The organism is Nocardioides sp. Leaf307 (assembly GCF_001423135.1).
In the GTDB taxonomy this organism is placed as follows: domain Bacteria; phylum Actinomycetota; class Actinomycetes; order Propionibacteriales; family Nocardioidaceae; genus Nocardioides; species Nocardioides kribbensis.
The window spans coordinates 252,352-270,427 of sequence record NZ_LMNY01000002.1; the positions used below are offsets into that span (position 1 = coordinate 252,352).

Genomic DNA, 18,076 nt, shown 5'->3' on the forward strand with positions numbered 1-18,076 from the left:
GGACGCAGGGACGCGCGACGGCGGGGCCGTCGCGTCGGACGATGCTGACGAGGGCCGACCGCCTCGTGCGGTCGGACCGGGGTGCGGTCAGGCGAGGAGGGCCGGCGGTCCCCGGCGTATGACGCTGCGCGCCAGGTGCGCCACGACCGGCGCGGGGTGGTGGGAGGTCGGCACGAGGCGGCCGCGGGCGGGGGCCGGCAGCGACCGCGTGCGGGCCCAGGCCGCGAGCAGGCGCCACGGCGCGGCGAGCACGGCACCGGCGAGGGCCACGAGGGCCCACAGCGCGTGCTCGCCGACGGCGAGCCACAGGCCCACGAGGGCGGCCGCCAGCAGGTGGGCGGCCATCATCGGGGCGTGGGCGGCCAGGTCCTCGACCAGGTGGCCGAGGGTCAGCGAGGGTCCGGAGGCGAGGTCGCCGGCGGGGCCGGTGTAGGCGTCGAGCAGCGAGCCCACCCGTCGACCGTCGACCTGCGGCAGCGACGCGGAGGCGGCGTGCGCCGCTCCCCCGGCCGGCGTGGCGGTGGTCGGGGCGTCGCCGACGTGACCCGCGGTGGCGCTGAGCACCACGTGGACGGCGGCCTGACCGCCCACCAGCAGGGTGACCAGGCGCAGCGTCGAGGCCGGCCGGGCGAGGAGCGCCGCGCTCAGCACGAGAGTCACGGCCGTGAGCAGCGTCATCACCACCGGGCCGGGCAGCAGGCCGTCCGCGGTGACGTGGCCGGCGGCTCCCAGGAAGAGGGTCACCGTGGCCAGCAGACTGGCGCGGAGCCAGAGCACGACCGGGTCGACCCGCGGCTCGGCGGCCGGGGTCGACGGGAGGGCGGAGCCGTGGGACATGACCCGGCGATTGTCGCACGGCCCGGTCGACTTTCGGCCGCGCGGACCCGGCCCCGCCCCGGCGCGCTCGTGGTGGGCCGACCGACTCGCGGCTGCGGACGTCATGCGCCGCGTGGAGGCGCATCCACCCTCCGCATGACGTCCCGCGACCGGCACCGCAGGCGCGGCCCGCCCCCGGACGTCATGCGCCGCGTGGATGCGCATCCACCCTCCGCATGACGCCCCGCGACCCGCGTCGACCCCGGCACGGTTGACCGCCTCGGCCCGCACCCGGCACCGCAGGCGCGGCCCGCCCCCGGACGTCATGCACCGCGTGGATGCGCATCCACCCTCCGCATGACGCCCCGCGACCCGCGTCGACCCCGGCACGGTTGACCGCCTCGGCCCGCACCCGGCACCGCAGGCGCGGCCCGCCCCCGGACGTCATGCACCGCGTGGATGCGCATCCACCCTCCGCATGACGCCCCGCGACCCGCGCCGACCCCGGCACACTTGACCGCCTCGGCCCGCACCCGGCACCGCAGGCGAGGCCCGCCGCGCCCGCCGCGCCCGTTCGGCCGGCCGGCCGGTCGCGGAGGGTGGAAGGGGTCAGAGCCGCGGACGGAAGCGGCGTCCCCGCACGGCCTCCTCCACCAGCCCCACCGCGCGGCGCGCCCCGGCCAGGCGGGCGTCCTCACGCAGCCAGGTGTCGACGACGGCGTCGACGACCTCCGGCTCGACCAGCCCGCGCAGCTCGGCGCGGGCCTCGCTCAGACCCCGGCGGCACGCCAGCTGACCCGCCTCGACGTGGAGCACCGCGAAGCGTGCCAGCACCACGAGGTGGCGACGCAGCACGGGGTAGGAGCGGTGGTCGGGCGGGCACAGGTCGAGCAGCCAGGCCTCGGCGCTGGCCTCCCACTCGGGCGCCCCTGGGGCGCGCACCTCGGCGGGCCAGCCGGGCGGGGCGACGGGGAGGCTCACGACGCCACACTACTCCATGATCGAACATCTGTTCGATCAGTCACGCGACCTGACGGCCGGCCCCCGGCTCCGGCGAGCCGCCGACTCCGGCCGACTCGACCGACCTCAGGACCCGAGGAGCGCCACGTGGACGAACAGCCAGGTCGCGTCGAGGAGGAGGACGAGCAGCGTGCCCGCCAGCAGCCCGAAGCCCAGGCGCCGCCACTCCGTGAGGCAGAGGCAGACGAGCGCCGCCGCGGAGGAGACGGCGAGGAAGAGGCAGGCCGGGTCCGACCACAGCCCGAGGTCGTAGGCCACCCCGTCGTAGCCGACCTCCAGCACCGCGGCGGCCCAGAAGGCGACCGCCACGACGAGGTTGACCCCCACCGCGGCCACCAGGCCGACCCGGAGGTCGCGGGGCGCACCGCCGGCGCGGCGCAGGTCGGCCGCGCTGCGGTCGGCGGCGCTCTTCTCGGACGCGGTCCGGTACGACGAGCTCCGACCGGACGGGCCCGGGGCGGCGGGACGAGTCACCGTCCCATCGTGCCCGACTCCGGGCGCCTGCGCCTGCACCCCTGCCGTGGGCGTGACTCAGACCCGGCCCGCGCCGCGCCCGGTGCCCCTTCCCGCCTACTGGCGCTCCGACCGGCCGCCCGGCTCGGACTCCAGCTCGGCCAGGAGCGGGTCGCGCAGCCCCACGCAGTCGAGCTGCCAGAAGGCGTCGCGGTAGACCAGCGGCCCGGTCAGCGTGTCGTCGTGGGTCGAGAGCAGGGCGACCTGGAAGGCGGCGTGCGGGATGCGGGGCGAGGGTCGCTCGAAGCCGTGGTCGCCGGCCGGGACGAAGCCACGCGCGGAGTAGTAGGCCGGCGATCCCTCCAGGAACACCGCCGGCCACCCGTCGGCCTCGGCGGCGTCGAGCGCGGCCGCCAGCAGCGCGCCGCCCACGCCGCCACGCTGGTGGTCGGGCGCGACCGACAGCGGGCTGAGCACCAGCACCTGGCGCAGCCGCTCACGCGTGTCGACCCAGCACTGGGTGAGCATCACGTGGCCGACGACGGCGCCGCCGACCTCGGCGACCAGGCCCAGCGCCACCGCCCGCGAGGCCTCCAGCCGCTCCACCAGGCGGGCGACGACCTCGCCCTCCTCGCCGAAGGCGGCGGTCACGACCCGGGTGATCGACTCCCGGTCCTGGGGGTGCACCGGGCGCACGACCAGGTCGCGCCCGCTCGGGCCCGCGCTCACGCCGCCCCCAGGAAGCTCAGCCGCACCTGGCGCTCGGGGTTGTCGACGTTGAGGTCGACCAGGCAGATGCTCTGCCACGTGCCGAGGGCCAGCCGACCCTCCAGCACGGGCACCGTGGCGTACGGCGGCACCAGCGCAGGCATCACGTGGGACCGGCCGTGGCCCGGCGAGCCGTGGCGGTGGCGCCACCGGTCGTCGGCCGGCAGCAGGTCGGAGAGCGCGGCGAGCAGGTCGTCGTCGCTGCCGGCGCCGGTCTCGAGGATCGCGATGCCCGCGGTGGCGTGGGGCACGAAGACGTGCACGAGCCCACTGCCGCGGCCGGCGCAGAAGTCGGCCACCTCGGCTGTGAGGTCGAGCACGCGCTCGCGGTCACCGGTGTGGAAGGTCCGGGTCTCTGAGTCCATGGCGCCGATCGTGCCAGCCGCGTGCGGCCCCGACCCACACCCCGCCGGTCGACTCCCCGCGGCGGGTCTTCAGCCCTCGAGCCAGGCCCGGAAGGCACGGGCGTCGTAGGGACGGCCGAGGAAGTCGGCGACCAGGTCGGCGGCGTCCTTGCTGCCCCCGGCGGCCAGGACCGTGTCGCGGTAGCGGGTGGCGACGTCGGGGGCGAAGAGGTCGTCGGGGTCGAAGGCCGAGAAGAGGTCCTTGGCGATCACCAGGCTCCACATGTAGGTGTAGTAGGCCGACGTGTAGCCGCCGAGGTGGCCGAAGCCGGTGTGGAAGTGGGTGCCGGGCAGCGCGGCGAAGGCGGCGTACTCCTGCGACAGCTCGTGCAGGCGCGCGCCCAGGTCGGCGGGCCGGTCGCGGTGGAACTGGTAGGAGACGGCGGCGTAGAACATCTGGGTGCGCGCGTAGTAGCCCTTACCGAACTCCTCCGCGGCGCGCATCCGCTCCACCAGCGCGGCGGGGATCGGGGTGCCGGCGTCGTCGGTGGCGAAGGTGGCGAGCACGTCGGCGTCCCAGGCCCACTCCTCGAGCATCTGGCTCGGCGCCTCGACGAAGTCCCACTCGGTGGCCACGCCCGAGAAGCGCACCCACGGGTGGCGACCGGCGAGCACGTGGTGCATGAGGTGACCGAACTCGTGGAAGAGCGTCACGACCTCGGAGTGCTCCATGCGGCCCCGCCCGAAGTTGCACACTAGCACGCCCTCGGGCAGCTGGCGACCGGCGACCCCGCTGACCAGGTCGAACTGCGCGGCGTGGTTGTACTTGCCCGGGCGCGGGTGGAGGTCGAGGTAGATGCGCCCGAGCAGCTGCCCGTCGAGGGACACGTCGTGCACGCTGACCTCCTCGTGCCAGGTCGGGGCGTCGGGCACCGCGGTGTAGGTGAGGCCGAAGAGTCGCCCGGTGACCTCGAGCAGGCCCTGTCGCACGCGGGTGAAGTCGAAGTACTCCCGCACGGCCTGGGCGTCGACGTCGTACTGCTCGCGGCGCACGAGCTCGCCGTAGTGGCGACTGTCGGCCACGTCGACCCGCTCGAGGTCGGGGTGGTCGCGGCGCGCGCGCTCCAGGAGGACGGCGACGTCGCGGTCGGAGGCGGCGAGGGCGTCGGCGGCGATCCGGTCGACGAACTCCCCGATCGCCTCGCCCGTGCCGATCATCTTGACCTCCGCGTCGAGGTCGGGCCAGCCGGGGAACCCGAGCGTGGTGGCCTGCTCGTGGCGCACGTCGAAGAGCTCGCGCAGCACCCCGTCGTTGTCGGGGGCGAGGGTGAAGAAGGTGCGCGCGACGGCGTGGCGGGCCTCCCGGTCGGTGGAGAAGGCCAGGAAGGGGTGGGTGTCGGGGTAGTCGGTGGTGATCGCGACCCGGCCCTCGGCGTCGGCCGGGTGGGCCGCGACGTAGTCGGCGGGCAGACCGGCCAGCGCCGCCGCCGGCACGCGGGTGACCGCGGCACCGTCGCGGATGTTGCGCGAGAAGGTCTGGGCCAGGTCGCTGGCCCGCTCGGAGAGCTCGGTGAGACGGGCCCGGGTGGCCTCGTCACGGTCGACGCCGGAGCGGCGGAAGTCGCGCAGCGCGTCGGCCAGCACGCGCCGTGCGCCGTCGTCGAGGCCCTCGGTGGGCACGGCGGCGAGACGCTCGAAGACTGAGGCGTCGAGCAGCAGGGCGGTGCGGAAGCGGTGCAGCTCCTGCTCGCGAGCCTCGGCCGCCTCGCGCAGCGGGGCGTGGGGGTGCACTTGCGCGAGCAGCGAGCAGACGGCGAAGGCGTTGGAGAGCTCGACGAAGAGGTCGTTCCACCGCTGCAGCGCGGCCGGGTCGCCCGGCTCGAGGGCGCGCAGCCCGTCGGCCAGCGCGCGGGCCGCCTCCAGCCCGCCGGTGCTGCGCGTCTCGAGCAGCGCGCGCCACCCGTCGCGGTCGTCGACGGCGGGCAGGGCGAGCGGGGCGAGGGCGTCCTGGGTCACGCCGGCGAGGGTAGCGCCGCGGGCCGACACCGCTACCGACACCACTACCGACACCGCAGCCGGGACCGGGCGCTGGGGCGGTCGGGCGCGGAGGGACCCGAGGGCCTCAGACCGGGGTGCCGGCCCCGGCGGCGTCGGCCGGGTCGATGCCGCCCTCGCAGGAGGCGCCGAACTCCGGGGCGGTCTCGCCGTGGCCGAACTCCTGCAGGAACATCGCCAGGCGCGGGTCGTCGGCGCCCTCGAGCTCCAGCTGCACGCCCCACACGGTGACGACGACCGGGGCGGCCTGGCCCTCCCAGGGCGAGAGGATCCCGTTGGCGGGCAGCGCGTCGGCGAGGGCGGCCACGTCGTCGGCGGGCAGGCCGGGCTCGTAGGTGAGCACCACCGTGCCGTGCTCGAGGTCGTGCACGAGGTTCTCCGCCGGCACCTGGGTGTCGTAGGCCCCGCAGTCGAGCCACTCCTGGGCGTGCGGGCCGCCGACGGGCGGCGACTGCGGGTAGTCCACCGACCCCTCGACGTGGTCGCGGCGCAGGTCGGCGTACTGCTCGATGGCCGCGAGCGTCGCCTGCTGCTCGACCGGCTCCTCCGAGCGGGTCACGAGGATCGGCACGACCACGGCCGCGGCGACCACCACGACGGCGCCGACCAGGGCCAGCGCGAGCCGGGCCGTGCGGCGCGGCGCGGGCGGAGGGGGGCCCTCCGGGCCGACCGGGTACGGCGACCAGCCCGGCGGCGCCTGCGGGGGCGGGCCGGCCGGCGGCGGGCCCGGCGGTCCGGGGGGCGGACCGGCCGGGGGCGGGCCCGGCGGCGGGAGGCTGCTCATCAGCCCTCCAGGATCCGCTCGACGCGCTCGACCTTGGCGCTGAGCTGGCCCTCCCACCCGGGGCGGATGTCGGCCTTGAGCACGAGCCCGACGCGCGGGGACACGGCGGCCACGACGTCGACGGCGCGCTTGACCACGGCCATCACCTCGTCCCACTCCCCCTCGATGTTGGTGAACATCGCGTTGGTCTCGCACGGCAGCCCCGACTCGCGCACGACGCGCACGGCGGCCGCGACGGCCTCGGAGACGCCGCCGGTGTCGTCACCGCTGGTGGGGGTGATGCTGAAGGCCACGATCATGGGCCCACCGTAGCCGCGCCGCCGTCCTCGACCGTGAGCACCGCCCGGGAGCGGCCCTGCCGACGGGCTCGGCGGGTGGGGTCAGCAGGCGACCCTGACGACCTGCCTCTGGCCCACTCCCTGCTCGTCGACGGCGACCCACCACACGCGCACGGGGCCCTCGAGGCCGATCCCGGTGGGCGGGAGGCAGGTCGGCCGACCACTCTGGTGGAAGGCACCGCGCCGGTCGGTCCAGGCGACGTCGCGTGGCACGGAGACGGTCCACCCGTCCTCGAGCTCGCAGCTGATGGTGCCCTGCGCCGAGAGGCAGCTGACGTCCTCCTCCACGACCCGGGCGTCACGGCCCACGGCGAAGCCGAGCCCTGCCGCGACCACCACCAGCGCGCCCGTCGCGAGCAGCCGGCGTCGCGCCCACCCCGGCGCGCGGTGCCCAGCGGCGGACCCAGCGGTCGCGGACGGCGCCGCGGACGACGCTGCGGGCCGCGGGACGGACTGCGGGACGGACTGCGGGACGCCGGGGCCGGGTCTGCTCACGACGGCAGTGTGCCAGGCCGGGGCCTCGGTGACGGGCTGTTCCTCCCACCGCGCCGGTCGCCCTCCGACCGCCTCACGGCACCGCCGGGGCCGGCAGCGCCTCGCGCAGACGGGCCAGGCCGTCACGGGCCTGGGACTTCACCGTGCCGACCGAGACACCGAGCAGCTCGGCGGTCTGGCGCTCGGTGAGGTCGTCGAAGTAGCGCAACACCACCACGGCGCGCTGCCGCGGCGCCAGGGCCTGCAGGGCCGCCCGGAGCACCAGGGCCTGGTCGTGTCGACCGACGGGGTCGTGGCCCACCTCGGGCAGCCGGTCGGTGGACACCTCCCGCCACCGACGCCGCCGCCACCGCGAGACGTTCTCGTTGACCAGGATCCGGCGCACGTAGGGCTCCGGGTCGTCCTCGATCCTGCGCCACGCGCCGCTGGCCTTGACCAGCGCGACCTGCACGAGGTCGTCCGCGTCGTCGGCGTCACCGGTGAGCAGGTAGGCCGTGCGCAGCAGCGCCCCGCGGCGGGCCAGCACGTAGGAGGTGAAGCTGTCAGGGGCGGACACGTCGCCTCCACAGCCCCACTCCGGCCGCGCCGAGCAGCACCACGACGACGCCGAGCGCGGCGACCGCCCGCGGGTCGAAGGGGTCGGGCGGCGCGAGGACGTCGCGCTCGGGCGCCGACCAGACGCCCTGGGCGAACGAGACCTGCGCCGACGCGACCGGCAGCTCCGCGCGGCTGACCACCTCCGCCTCCCCCGTCGCGACGTCGACAGAGACGAAGGCGGTCTCGAGGTCGCTCGCCGCGAGCACGACGTGGGTCGCGTCGCGCCACCCCACGGGCGTCAGGGTCTCGGGGGCGTAGCCCTCCACCCGCAGCGGCCGCACCGTGAGCCGTCCGTCCGTCGCCGGGGTCGCCAGCACCGGCTCGGTGGGCCGGTCGGTGAAGCGCCCGGTGCCGCGGGCGTAGGCGGTGGTCACGACGGTGGGGCCCTCGGGGGAGGCGTACGCCGCCCCGAGGAGCTGCCGGTCGCCCCGGAGGACGTCCCGGGCGCCGGGGCCCGGGAAGCGCACCACCCTCCGCCCGGAGGTCGCCACCAGCGAGCCGCTGTCGACGGCGCCCATCCCCGGCACGTAGGCCGGAGGGTCCGCGACCCCCAGGCTGATGCTGGTGCCGTTGGTCAGGTCCCAGGCCGCCGCGCTCAGGAAGGAGGAGGTGCTCCCCGAGGCGCTCCCGACGTCGGTGTAGGCGAAGGTCGACCACCACAGCGTGTCGCCGGCCCAGGCCAGGCCCTCGGGCTGCAGCCCGTGCTCGCTGACCACCTCGCGCCGCCGGACCTCCCCGGTCGTCGTGTCCATCACCGCCAGGCCCGTCACCGGCGCGTCGGTGCCCGAGGCCGCGGGGTCGACGGGCGCACCCGTGATCGCAACGCCGCTGGTCCACCAGGCCAGCCACCGACCGTCCGCCGACAGCGCGGTGGCGAGGTCGCCGTGCGCGGCGTCGACGAGCGGGAGGAACGCGTACTCCCCCGTCGCCGACACCCCGACCAGCCCTGGTCGGCTGCCGAGCCAGCCGGTGTCGCTCCACGGCACGGTGGCCACGAGCGGGCCCGTCGGCGCCTCGGCGGCGGGCAGCCAGTCGTTCGGCGTGAAGAAGGTGTCGGGCAGCCGCAGCCCGCCGCCGACCCCCGGGTCGACCGCACCCGCCGGCTGCACCTCGGCGCGCCCCCGGTCCCAGGCCAGCCCGCCCAGGGCGGCCAGCAGCACCAGCACCGCCGCCACCCCCGCTGCACCCACCGCTCGGCGCCGACGGCGGTACGCCGCACCGCGCGCCCACAGCTCGTCGGGGGCGGGGGGCGCGCCGCTCGGGTCGGCCCGGTCGGCGAGCAGGCTCATCGTCTCGCGCAGGTCGTCGCTCATGGGTGGGGGTCCTTCCTGTCCTCATCCACCCACACGTCGCGGGCCCCGGGGAAGGAGGGGTCCGGCGACGGACTTCCTCCTGCCACCGGGGCCCGCGGCTCATCGGACCCGGTCAGGAGGCCCGGCCCGGCCCGTCGGCACGAGCGGCCCCGGTCCCCGTGCGTGCCACCGGCGAGGGCAGCACCGCGCGGGCGACGACGAGCAGCCACGTGCCGGCGTAGCCGACGCTGGTGACGACGTCGGTGACGTGGTGGGCGCCCTGGTAGAGCCGGGCGGCCAGCACGAGCACCGGCACGAGGAGGATGGCCAGCGCCCACGGGCGCGCGGCGGCGGAGTAGGCGAGGGCGAGCAGGGCCAGGGCGCCGTACGCCGTGACCGCGGTGCCGACGTGGCCCGACGGGAAGCTGTGGTCGGGCACGAGCCCCGGGTCGAGGATCGGCACCGGGGGCCGGTCACGCGAGATCAGGTGGGTGCCGACGGCGTAGATCCCGCCGGTGCCGGCCACGACGAGCGCCACGAAGACCAGCGGGCGCCAGGTGCGACGCCAGGCGGCGAAGGCCAGCGCCGAGAGCGCCGCGACGGCCATGCCGACCGGGGTGTCGGCCAGCAGGGTGCCGACGTCGGCCACCTCCCCCAGCCCCGGGGTGCGCTCGTCGGCGATGCCGCGCGAGACGTCGTCGTCCCACCCGCCCACCGAGGAGGCGAGCGTGTGGGTGAGCAGCCAGCCGACGCCGAGCACCACGGCGACCAGCACCACCCAGGTCAGGACGAGGCGGCCGGCGGTGGCCAGCAGGGCCCGGGCGCGCGACGCGGGCTCGGCCGGGGTGGTCGTGGTGGAGGGCATCGGGCCAGTCTGGTGCACCCGGTGCCCGGTCGCCCCGCTCCGCCGCGCCGACGCAGGCGCTCGCCCGGCACGCCGAGGTGGCGGCGGGAGCAGACTGGGGCCGTGACCCCCCAGCGCACGACCTTCCCCGACGGCACGACCACCCTCGAGCACGAGCTGGAGGTGCCGCTGGACCACGCCGACCCCTCGCGGGGCACCCTCACGGTCTTCGCCCGCGAGGTCGTCGCGCCGGGCGGGGAGCACCGGCCCCACCTGGTCTTCCTCCAGGGCGGTCCGGGCTCGGAGGCGACCCGGCCCACCTTCGGCCCCACCGCGCCCGGCTGGGTGGCGCACGCCCTGCGCCACTTCCGCGTCGTGCTGCTCGACCAGCGCGGCACCGGCCGCTCCACGCCGGTCGGCGAGCCCGCCGACCTCGGTGCCACCCCGCAGGAGCAGGCCGACCGGCTCGCGCTCTTCCGCGCCGACGCGATCGTCGCCGACGCCGAGCTGCTGCGTGCCCACCTCGGCGTGGAGCGCTGGTCGGTGCTGGGCCAGTCCTTCGGCGGCTTCTGCCTGCTGCACTACCTCAGCGTGGCGCCGGGGTCGCTGGCCGCGGGCTACTTCACCGGCGGGCTGCCGCCGGTCGCCCGCCCGGTCGACGACGTCTACGCCGCGACCTACCCGACCGTCCTGGAGCGCAACCGGCTCTTCCACGAGCGCTACCCCGCCGACCGCGACCGCGTGCGACGCGTGCACGACCTGGCCGCCGAGGGCCGCATCGTCCTGCCCGGCGGCGACCGGCTGACCCCCGCCCGCCTCCGCAACGCCGGCAGCGTGCTCGGCATGTCCTACGGCGCGGAGACGATGCACCACCTGCTCGAGCTCGACCCGCTCTCCCGCGCCTTCCGCCACGACCTGGCCCACCTCGTGCCGTGGGGCGGTCGCAACCCGCTCTACACGCTGCTCCAGGAGGCCTGCTACGCCGACGGCACCACGACGGGCTGGGCCGCGGCGCGCACCCTGCCCGAGGAGTTCCGCGCCGACCCCACGCTCTTCGTCGGCGAGCACGTCTTCCCCGAGACCCTCGCCGACGACTCCGAGCTGGCGCCGCTGGCCGGGGCCGCCGACCTGCTGGCCCACCGCGCCTGGCCGCGGCTCTACGACGCCGACGCGCTGGGCGAGGTCGACGTGCCCTGCGCGGCCGCGGTCTACGCCCGTGACCCCTACGTCGACGCGACGCTGTCGCTGGAGACCGCCGCCCTGGTGCCGACGCTGAGCACCTGGGTCACCGACGAGCACGAGCACGACGGCCTGCGCACCTCCCCCGAGGTCGTCCTCGACCACCTCTTCGCGCTGGCCCCGCCGCCGGCCTGAGACACCCGCACGCGCTCGGACGCACCCGGACGCACCCGGACGCACCCGGACGCACCCGGACGCACCGGTGCCCCGGACCGCTGCTGCGGTCCGGGGCACCGGTGGTGGAGCAGGTCGGACCGGGCCCGGACGGGCCCGGCTCGGTCAGGCCTTGAGCAGGTTGCGCAGGACGAACTGCATGATGCCGCCGTTGCGGTAGTAGTTCGCCTCACCGGGGGTGTCGATGCGCACGACGGCGTCGAACTCGACGTCGTCGTGGCCGCCACCGGTGGCGACCACCTTGACGGTCCTCGGGGTGGTGCCCTCGTTGAGGGCGGTGACGCCGGTGACCGAGAAGGTCTCCTCGCCGGTCAGGCCGAGCGACTCGGCGCTCTGGCCCTCGGGGTACTGCAGCGGCAGCACGCCCATGCCGATGAGGTTGGAGCGGTGGATGCGCTCGTAGGACTCGGCGATGACGACCTTGACGCCCAGGAGCGCGGTGCCCTTGGCCGCCCAGTCGCGCGAGGAGCCGGAGCCGTACTCCTTGCCCGACAGCACGACCAGCGGGGTGCCCTCGGCGATGTACTTCTCCGAGGCCTCGAAGACGGTGGTGACGTCGCCGGAGCCGTCGGCGGAGAAGTCGCGCGTGAAGCCGCCCTCGGTGCCGGGGGCGATCTGGTTGCGCAGGCGGATGTTGGCGAAGGTGCCGCGGATCATGACCTCGTGGTTGCCGCGGCGCGAGCCGTAGGAGTTGAACTCGCGCTGCTCGACGCCGTGCTCGGCGAGGTACCGGCCGGCCGGCGAGTCCTTCTTGATCGCACCCGCCGGGCTGATGTGGTCGGTGGTGACCGAGTCGCCGAGCTTGAGGAGCACGCGGGCGCCCTCGACGTCGGTGACCGGGGCCGGCTCGTCGGGCATGCCGTCGAAGTAAGGAGGCTTGCGGACGTAGGTGGACTCGGGGTCCCAGGCGAAGGTCTTGCCCTCGGGCGTGGGCAGCGACTGCCACTGCTCGTCGCCGGCGAAGACGTCGGCGTAGTCCTTGGTGAACATCTCCGAGGTGATGGCGTCGGCGATGACGTCCTCGACCTCGGCGGCGCTGGGCCAGATGTCCTTGAGGAACACGTCGTTGCCGTCGGTGTCCTGACCCAGCGGGTCGGTGAACAGGTCGACGTCCATCGATCCGGCCAGGGCGTAGGCCACGACCAGCGGCGGGGAGGCCAGGTAGTTCATCTTGATGTCGGGGTTGATGCGACCCTCGAAGTTGCGGTTGCCCGAGAGCACCGAGACGACGGCGAGGTCGTTGTCGTTGACGGCCTGGCTGACCTCGGGGATGAGCGGGCCCGAGTTGCCGATGCAGGTCGTGCAGCCGTAGCCGACGAGGTTGAAGCCGAGCTTGTCGAGGTACGGCGTGAGGCCGGACTTCTCGTAGTAGTCCGAGACGACCTTCGAGCCGGGCGCGAGGGTGGTCTTGACCCAGGGCTTGCGCTGCAGGCCCTTCTCGACGGCCTTCTTGGCCAGCAGGGCCGCGCCGATCATCACCGAGGGGTTGGAGGTGTTGGTGCACGAGGTGATCGCGGCGATGGTGACGGCGCCGTGGTCGAGCTCGAACTGCGTGCCGTCGGCCAGCGTGACCAGGGCGGGGTTGCTCGGGCGACCGCCGTCGGCCGGGGCGGCCGAGACGTAGTCGCGCGGCGGGGCCGAGCCGTTGCCCTCGTGGGAGGGGGCGTCGGAGGCCGGGAAGGTCTCCTCGACGGTCTCGTCGTAGCCGGTGGCGCCCGCGGCGTCGTCGGGGTCGTTGTCGCCCTCGTCGACGTACTCGCTCAGCGCTCCGCGGAAGGCGGCCTTGGCCGAGGTGACCTCGACGCGGTCCTGGGGGCGCTTGGGCCCGGCCAGCGACGGCACGACGGTGGAGACGTCGAGCTCGAGGCGCTCGGAGTAGCGCGGCTCGGCCGACGGGTCGTGCCACAGGCCCTGGGCCTTGGCGTAGGCCTCGACCAGCGCGAGCTGCTCCTCGGAGCGGCCGGTGAGCTTGAGGTACTTCGTGGTCTCCTCGTCGATCGGGAAGACCGCGATGGTCGAGCCGAACTCGGGGCTCATGTTGCCGATCGTGGCGCGGTTGGCCAGGGGCAGCGCGGAGACGCCGGGGCCGTAGAACTCGACGAACTTGCCGACCACGCCGTGCTTGCGCAGCATCTCGGTGATGGTGAGCACGAGGTCGGTGGCGGTGGTGCCCTCGGGCAGGTCGCCGTTGAGCTTGAAGCCGACCACGCGCGGGATGAGCATAGAGACGGGCTGGCCGAGCATGGCCGCCTCGGCCTCGATGCCGCCCACGCCCCAGCCGACGACGCCGATGCCGTTGACCATGGTGGTGTGGGAGTCGGTGCCGACGCAGGTGTCGGGGTAGGCCTGCAACTCGCCGTCGACCTCGCGGGTGAAGATCGTGCGGGCGAGGTGCTCGATGTTGACCTGGTGCACGATGCCGGTGCCCGGGGGGACGACCTTGAAGTCGTCGAAGGCGCCCTGGCCCCAGCGCAGGAACTGGTAGCGCTCGCGGTTGCGCTCGTACTCGATCTCGACGTTGCGCTCGAAGGCCTCGGGGGTGCCGAAGACGTCGGCGATCACGGAGTGGTCGATGACCATCTCGGCCGGGGCCAGGGGGTTGATCTTGCTGGCGTCGCCGCCGAGCTCGGCCATCGCCTCGCGCATCGTGGCCAGGTCGACGACGCAGGGCACGCCGGTGAAGTCCTGCATGATCACGCGCGCCGGCGTGAACTGGATCTCCTTGCTGGGGTCGGCGTCGGCGTCCCAGCCCGCGATCGCGCGGATGTCGTCGGCGGTGATGTCGGCGCCGTCCTCGGTGCGCAGGAGGTTCTCCAGCAGCACCTTGAGGCTGAAGGGCAGGCTCGCGACGTCGAGGCCCTCTCCCTCGACCGCGTCGAGGCGGAAGATCTCGTAGGACTTCCCGTCCACGTCCAGGGTGCTCTTGGCACCGAAGCTGTCCTGACTGGGCATGCGCCTTCATCTCCTCTGGTGCGACGCGTGCGCGTCGCCGTCTCTGGTTCGCCGCTGCCATCTTGCCGTCGGGACGCACCCCCTCAAAAGGAAGGCTGCCCTAACACCGAGCGACCGGTCACCGCAGTTTGTCTTGATGTCAAGATACATCATGTCGAGTGATCGCGGTACGCCGCGCCGCGTCGGACACCCGGGTCGATTGCGCCCCCTGGCCGGGGCGGGTAGGTTCTCGCGCTTGTGCGTGGCTCGGGGCGGACCTACTGGCGACTGCTGGTCGCCGGCTTCCGGCGCGGCTCGACCTACCGCCTGGCCGCCCTCGGCGGGCTGGTCGCCAACGCCACCTTCGGGCTGCTCAAGGTGGCCGTGCTGCTCGCCACCGTCGAGGCCGCCGGCGGCGAGCTGGCCGGCTACGACGCGGCGCAGATGAGCGCCTACATCTGGCTCTCCCAGGGTCTGCTCGGCTCGGTCAACCTGTTCGGACGCACCGACGTGGCCGAGCGGATCAAGACCGGCGACATCGCCGTCGACTTCCTGCGCCCTCTCGACGTGCAGGCCGCCACGATCACCACCGCCGTGGGCCAGGCACTCTTCGCGCTGCTCCCCCGCGGCGTGCCCTCGGTGGTGCTCGGTGCCCTCGTGGTGGGCATGGCCACCCCCGACCACCCGGCGTCCTACGCCCTCGGCGCGCTCAGCGTGCTGCTCGGCATCGTGCTCTCGTGGGCCACGGTCTACGTCGTGGCCACCGCCGGCTTCTGGCTGGTCGACGCCCGCGGGCTCCAGGTGCTCTACATGGTGGTCTCGGGCTTCCTGGCCGGCCTCTTCGTGCCGATCTGGCTCTTCCCCTCCTGGCTGGTCGCACTCGCCCAGGCCACCCCCTTCCCGGCGATGCTGATGTACCCCGTCGACGTGCTGTCGGGGCGCGTGGAGGGCCTCGGCGCGCTCGCGATGGTCGCCGCCCAGGTCGGGTGGCTGGCCCTCGTGCTGCTCGCGGGCCACCTCCTCACCCGCGCCGGGCGGGTCCGCCTGGAGGTGCAGGGTGGCTGAGCCGACCCGGGCCCGGTCCGCGACCGGGACCGAGTCCGAGCCCGGGCCCGGGACCGCACCCGAGTCCGCGCCCGCCGCCGGGACCCGCCGCGGACCGCTCGCGCGCGGGCGGCGCGCTGCTGCGCCGTACCTCGCGGTGCTGGGGTCGCGGGCGCGCTCGCAGCGCTCCTACCGCGTCGGCTTCGGCGTCGACCTGGCCAGCTCGCTGCTGGTCGGGGTAGTGGAGCTGGCCGAGGTGTGGGTGCTCTTCCACAACGTCGACCGGCTCGGGGGCATCGACTTCGCGCAGGTGCTGCTGGTCTTCGGCCTCGCCGACCTCTGCTTCTCGCTGGCCGACCTCGCCTTCGGCCACTGCGACACGCTGCCGACCTACGTGCGCGCCGGCACCCTCGACGTCTTCTACCTGCGCCCCCAGCCGCTGCTGCTCCAGCTCGTCACCAGCGACCTCAGCCTGCGGCGCCTGGCCCGTGCGGCCGTCGGGCTGGCCGCCCTGGTGGCGGGGCTCGTGGTCAACGACGTGGCGTGGTCGCCGGCCACCGTCGCGCTGCTGCTCGTGGCCGTCGTCAGCGGGATCGCCACCTTCGCCGCGCTCTTCGTCACCGCGGCCGGGCTGCAGTTCTTCCTCCTCGACGGCGCCGAGCTGACCAACGCCTTCGTCTACGGCGGGCGCTACGCCGCCTCGCAGCCGGCCAGCGTGTGGTCGCGGCCGCTGGTGGTCGTCTTCGGCTTCTTCTTCCCCATGGCCTTCACCGCCTACCTGCCCGCCCTCGCCCTGCTCGACCTGCCCGGGTCGGACTGGCTCCCGGGCTGGCTGGGCTGGTGCGCACCGCTGGCCGCGGTGTGGGCCTGGGCCCTGGCCACACTGAGCTGGCGCACGGGCGTGCGCCACTACCGAGGAGGCGGCGGATGAGCGGTCCCACGACACCCGGCACCCTGCCGGGCGGCCCGGGCGAGACCGGGCCCGTGATCGAGACCCACGGGCTGACGCGGGAGTTCACGGTGCGCGACGGGCTGCGCCGCCGCCGCGTGAGGGCCGTCGACGACCTCACCGTCACCGTCGGTGCCGGGGAGGCGGTGGGCTACATCGGCGCCAACGGCGCGGGCAAGTCGACCACCATCAAGATGCTCACCGGCATCCTCGTGCCGACCTCCGGCACGGTGCGCACCTGCGGGCTGCGGCCGGTCGAGGACCGGCGCCGCCTGGCGCGTCGCGTCGGCGTGGTCTTCGGGCAGCGCTCGCAGCTGTGGTGGGACCTCCCGGTGCGCGAGTCGTTCCGGATCCTGGCCGCGATCCACTCCCTCGACGCCGCCGCCGAGCGCGCCCGCACCGAGGAGCTGGTGGAGCGCCTGGAGATGGGCGACTTCCTCGGCACCCCGGTGCGCCAGCTCTCGCTGGGCCAGCGGATGCGCGCCGAGGTGGCCGCGGCGCTGCTGCACTCCCCCGCGCTGGTCGTGCTCGACGAGCCCACCATCGGCCTCGACGTGCTCTCCAAGCAGCGGCTGCGCGAGTTCCTGGTCGCCGAGCGCCGCACCCACGGCACGACCCTGCTGCTGACCACCCACGACATGGGCGACGTCGAGCGGCTCTGCGACCGCGTGCTGCTGGTCGACCGCGGCGCGCTGGTCTTCGACGGCGACCTGGCCGGGCTCTCGCGCACCGTCGGCGCCGAGCGGGTCATGGTCGTCGACCTCGCGGGGGCGACCCCCGACCTGACCGGCCTGCCCGACGTGCGCCACCTGGGCAGCGAGGGCGGCGGTCTGCGCCAGCGGCTGTCCTTCGACCCCGACACCACCACCGCCGCGCGCGTGCTCGCCGCCGTCTCCGAGCACGCCGAGGTGCTCGACCTGTCGATCGAGGAGCCCGACGTCGAGGACGTCGTGCGCCGGGTCTACGCCGCCCGCCGCTGAGGCGGCGCGGCCGGTCAGGGAGAGGCCGACGACGAGTCGGTCGGCCTCGACCCGACCGCGCAGGTCCCCACAGCCGGGCTCGCGGGCCGCCGGTGCTCCCGGTGGCCTCAGCCGGCCAGGGACCCCGCGAAGATCTGCCAGGCCAGCGCGGACTTCGCGCCGAGACTCAGCGCCAGGTAGACCTTCTCCCCGAACGCATAGCTGCGCCACGGCCCGACCTCGCGGTACTGCAGGTACTGGTTGAGCGCGAACGACGTGAAGAACACGAAGAGCGAGACGAAGATGCCGTACACGAACCCGGGGACGGTCTCGGACCCGACGATGTTGACGGTGATCGCGACCCACGGCGCGGCGCCCGCGATGCAGCCGAACCAGAACGGCAGCATGGTCGTCGACGACCGGCCGGGCGGGTTCATCGTCTCCTGGAGCCAGCCGAACAGGATCATCGCCACGTTGGCGCCGATGATGGCGATCGCGGCGTTGACCTGCGTGATGCCGGCGTAGAAGGCGATGAGCAGGATCATGATCGTGGCGCTCACCGAGTACTCGACCCAGCGGAAGACGTTGATCCCCCGCCTCAGGTCGCGCTCGTAACGGGTGCGGAGCACCGTCGCGGTCAGACCGTGGTCCAGCGCGGCCAGGGCGAGGAACGCGGCGACGGCGAGGCCGATCGGCACGCCGAAGGCGACGCTCGGAGCAGGGACACGGCTACCTGGGGGGCCTTCCGGGTAGGCCGTCGACACGTCGATCGCGAAGTCCGAGGCGAGCACCAGCACCGCGATCGCCTGGGCGGCGTGGAGCACCGTCAGGCCGACGTTCCACCGCCGAAGGTTGGTCAGCCTGGCCTCGTCGAGCTCCGCAGCCGGGGCCTGCGAGGTGCGGGAGGAACGCTTGCGGCTCGTCACGCGTCCAGTATGGCGGCCGTGGGAGCGGCGTGCGGCTCCCACGGCCGC

General features: G+C 74.8%; 18 protein-coding genes. 4 read left to right on the forward strand and 14 right to left on the reverse strand.

Annotated features, from left to right (window positions below; all coding sequences use genetic code 11):
- Positions 1 to 87: 87 nt before the first annotated feature.
- The 12 genes from ASF50_RS10475 to ASF50_RS10530 form a co-directional block, all read right to left on the reverse strand.
- On the reverse strand, positions 88 to 837 hold the full coding sequence (locus ASF50_RS10475) for a hypothetical protein (RefSeq protein ID WP_056904447.1): 750 nt from the start codon (positions 835 to 837) through the stop codon (positions 88 to 90).
- Positions 838 to 1,425: 588 nt separating this feature from the next.
- On the reverse strand, positions 1,426 to 1,797 hold the full coding sequence (locus tag ASF50_RS10480) for a hypothetical protein (RefSeq protein WP_056904448.1): 372 nt from the start codon (positions 1,795 to 1,797) through the stop codon (positions 1,426 to 1,428).
- 105 nt (positions 1,798 to 1,902) lie between these two features.
- Positions 1,903 to 2,310 carry a hypothetical protein gene (locus ASF50_RS10485; protein ID WP_056904449.1) on the reverse strand — a complete coding sequence of 136 codons (408 nt, stop codon included), beginning with the start codon at positions 2,308 to 2,310 and terminating at the stop codon, positions 1,903 to 1,905.
- A gap of 96 nt (positions 2,311 to 2,406) precedes the next feature.
- Positions 2,407 to 3,018 (reverse strand): GNAT family N-acetyltransferase, encoded by a 612-nt coding sequence (locus ASF50_RS10490; protein ID WP_200920115.1) that lies wholly within the window; start codon positions 3,016 to 3,018, stop codon positions 2,407 to 2,409.
- Positions 3,015 to 3,422: a secondary thiamine-phosphate synthase enzyme YjbQ gene (locus tag ASF50_RS10495; RefSeq protein WP_056904450.1), complete on the reverse strand. Its 408-nt coding sequence runs from the start codon at positions 3,420 to 3,422 to the stop codon at positions 3,015 to 3,017. The genes ASF50_RS10490 and ASF50_RS10495 overlap by 4 nt, the downstream gene beginning before the upstream one ends.
- A gap of 69 nt (positions 3,423 to 3,491) precedes the next feature.
- Positions 3,492 to 5,417 carry a M3 family metallopeptidase gene (locus ASF50_RS10500; RefSeq protein WP_056904947.1) on the reverse strand — a complete coding sequence of 642 codons (1,926 nt, stop codon included), beginning with the start codon at positions 5,415 to 5,417 and terminating at the stop codon, positions 3,492 to 3,494.
- Between the two features lie 106 nt (positions 5,418 to 5,523).
- Positions 5,524 to 6,240 (reverse strand): DUF3105 domain-containing protein, encoded by a 717-nt coding sequence (locus ASF50_RS10505; protein WP_056904451.1) that lies wholly within the window; start codon positions 6,238 to 6,240, stop codon positions 5,524 to 5,526.
- Positions 6,240 to 6,539 (reverse strand): MTH1187 family thiamine-binding protein, encoded by a 300-nt coding sequence (locus tag ASF50_RS10510; RefSeq protein ID WP_056904452.1) that lies wholly within the window; start codon positions 6,537 to 6,539, stop codon positions 6,240 to 6,242. Before ASF50_RS10510 ends, ASF50_RS10505 begins: the two co-directional genes overlap by 1 nt.
- A gap of 81 nt (positions 6,540 to 6,620) precedes the next feature.
- Positions 6,621 to 6,917: a hypothetical protein gene (locus tag ASF50_RS10515; protein WP_056904453.1), complete on the reverse strand. Its 297-nt coding sequence runs from the start codon at positions 6,915 to 6,917 to the stop codon at positions 6,621 to 6,623.
- 229 nt (positions 6,918 to 7,146) lie between these two features.
- On the reverse strand, positions 7,147 to 7,629 hold the full coding sequence (locus ASF50_RS10520; RefSeq protein ID WP_056904454.1) for a SigE family RNA polymerase sigma factor: 483 nt from the start codon (positions 7,627 to 7,629) through the stop codon (positions 7,147 to 7,149).
- The gene (locus ASF50_RS10525) at positions 7,616 to 8,983 is read right to left on the reverse strand and encodes a hypothetical protein (protein ID WP_056904455.1); all 1,368 of its coding nucleotides are present in this window, start codon (positions 8,981 to 8,983) and stop codon (positions 7,616 to 7,618) included. Before ASF50_RS10525 ends, ASF50_RS10520 begins: the two co-directional genes overlap by 14 nt.
- Positions 8,984 to 9,095: 112 nt before the next feature.
- Positions 9,096 to 9,827, reverse strand: coding sequence for a phosphatase PAP2 family protein (locus tag ASF50_RS10530; protein WP_056904456.1), 732 nt, complete (start codon positions 9,825 to 9,827; stop codon positions 9,096 to 9,098).
- 102 nt (positions 9,828 to 9,929) lie between these two features.
- Here ASF50_RS10530 and ASF50_RS10535 point away from each other — a divergent pair, with 102 nt between their 5' ends.
- Complete coding sequence (locus ASF50_RS10535) at positions 9,930 to 11,180, forward strand: alpha/beta fold hydrolase (RefSeq protein ID WP_056904457.1); 1,251 nt, start codon at positions 9,930 to 9,932, stop codon at positions 11,178 to 11,180.
- A 144-nt stretch (positions 11,181 to 11,324) separates the two neighbouring features.
- Here ASF50_RS10535 and ASF50_RS10540 read toward each other — a convergent pair whose 3' ends face one another.
- Complete coding sequence (locus ASF50_RS10540) at positions 11,325 to 14,171, reverse strand: aconitate hydratase (RefSeq protein WP_056904458.1); 2,847 nt, start codon at positions 14,169 to 14,171, stop codon at positions 11,325 to 11,327.
- Between the two features lie 237 nt (positions 14,172 to 14,408).
- Between ASF50_RS10540 and ASF50_RS10545 the strand changes: the two genes are divergently transcribed.
- From ASF50_RS10545 to ASF50_RS10555, 3 genes are read left to right on the forward strand one after another with little or no spacing between them, the layout of a single operon-like run.
- Complete coding sequence (locus tag ASF50_RS10545) at positions 14,409 to 15,215, forward strand: ABC transporter permease (protein ID WP_056862606.1); 807 nt, start codon at positions 14,409 to 14,411, stop codon at positions 15,213 to 15,215.
- Positions 15,208 to 16,125 carry an ABC transporter permease gene (locus ASF50_RS10550; protein ID WP_082503102.1) on the forward strand — a complete coding sequence of 306 codons (918 nt, stop codon included), beginning with the start codon at positions 15,208 to 15,210 and terminating at the stop codon, positions 16,123 to 16,125. Before ASF50_RS10545 ends, ASF50_RS10550 begins: the two co-directional genes overlap by 8 nt.
- Positions 16,122 to 17,123, forward strand: coding sequence for an ATP-binding cassette domain-containing protein (locus tag ASF50_RS10555; RefSeq protein WP_056904459.1), 1,002 nt, complete (start codon positions 16,122 to 16,124; stop codon positions 17,121 to 17,123). Before ASF50_RS10550 ends, ASF50_RS10555 begins: the two co-directional genes overlap by 4 nt.
- A 107-nt stretch (positions 17,124 to 17,230) precedes the next feature.
- On the opposite strand, the gene heR is transcribed toward ASF50_RS10555, so the two are convergent.
- Entirely contained in the window at positions 17,231 to 18,028 is a 798-nt protein-coding gene (gene heR, locus ASF50_RS10560; protein WP_162242381.1) for a heliorhodopsin HeR, read from the reverse strand.
- Positions 18,029 to 18,076 lie beyond the last annotated feature (48 nt).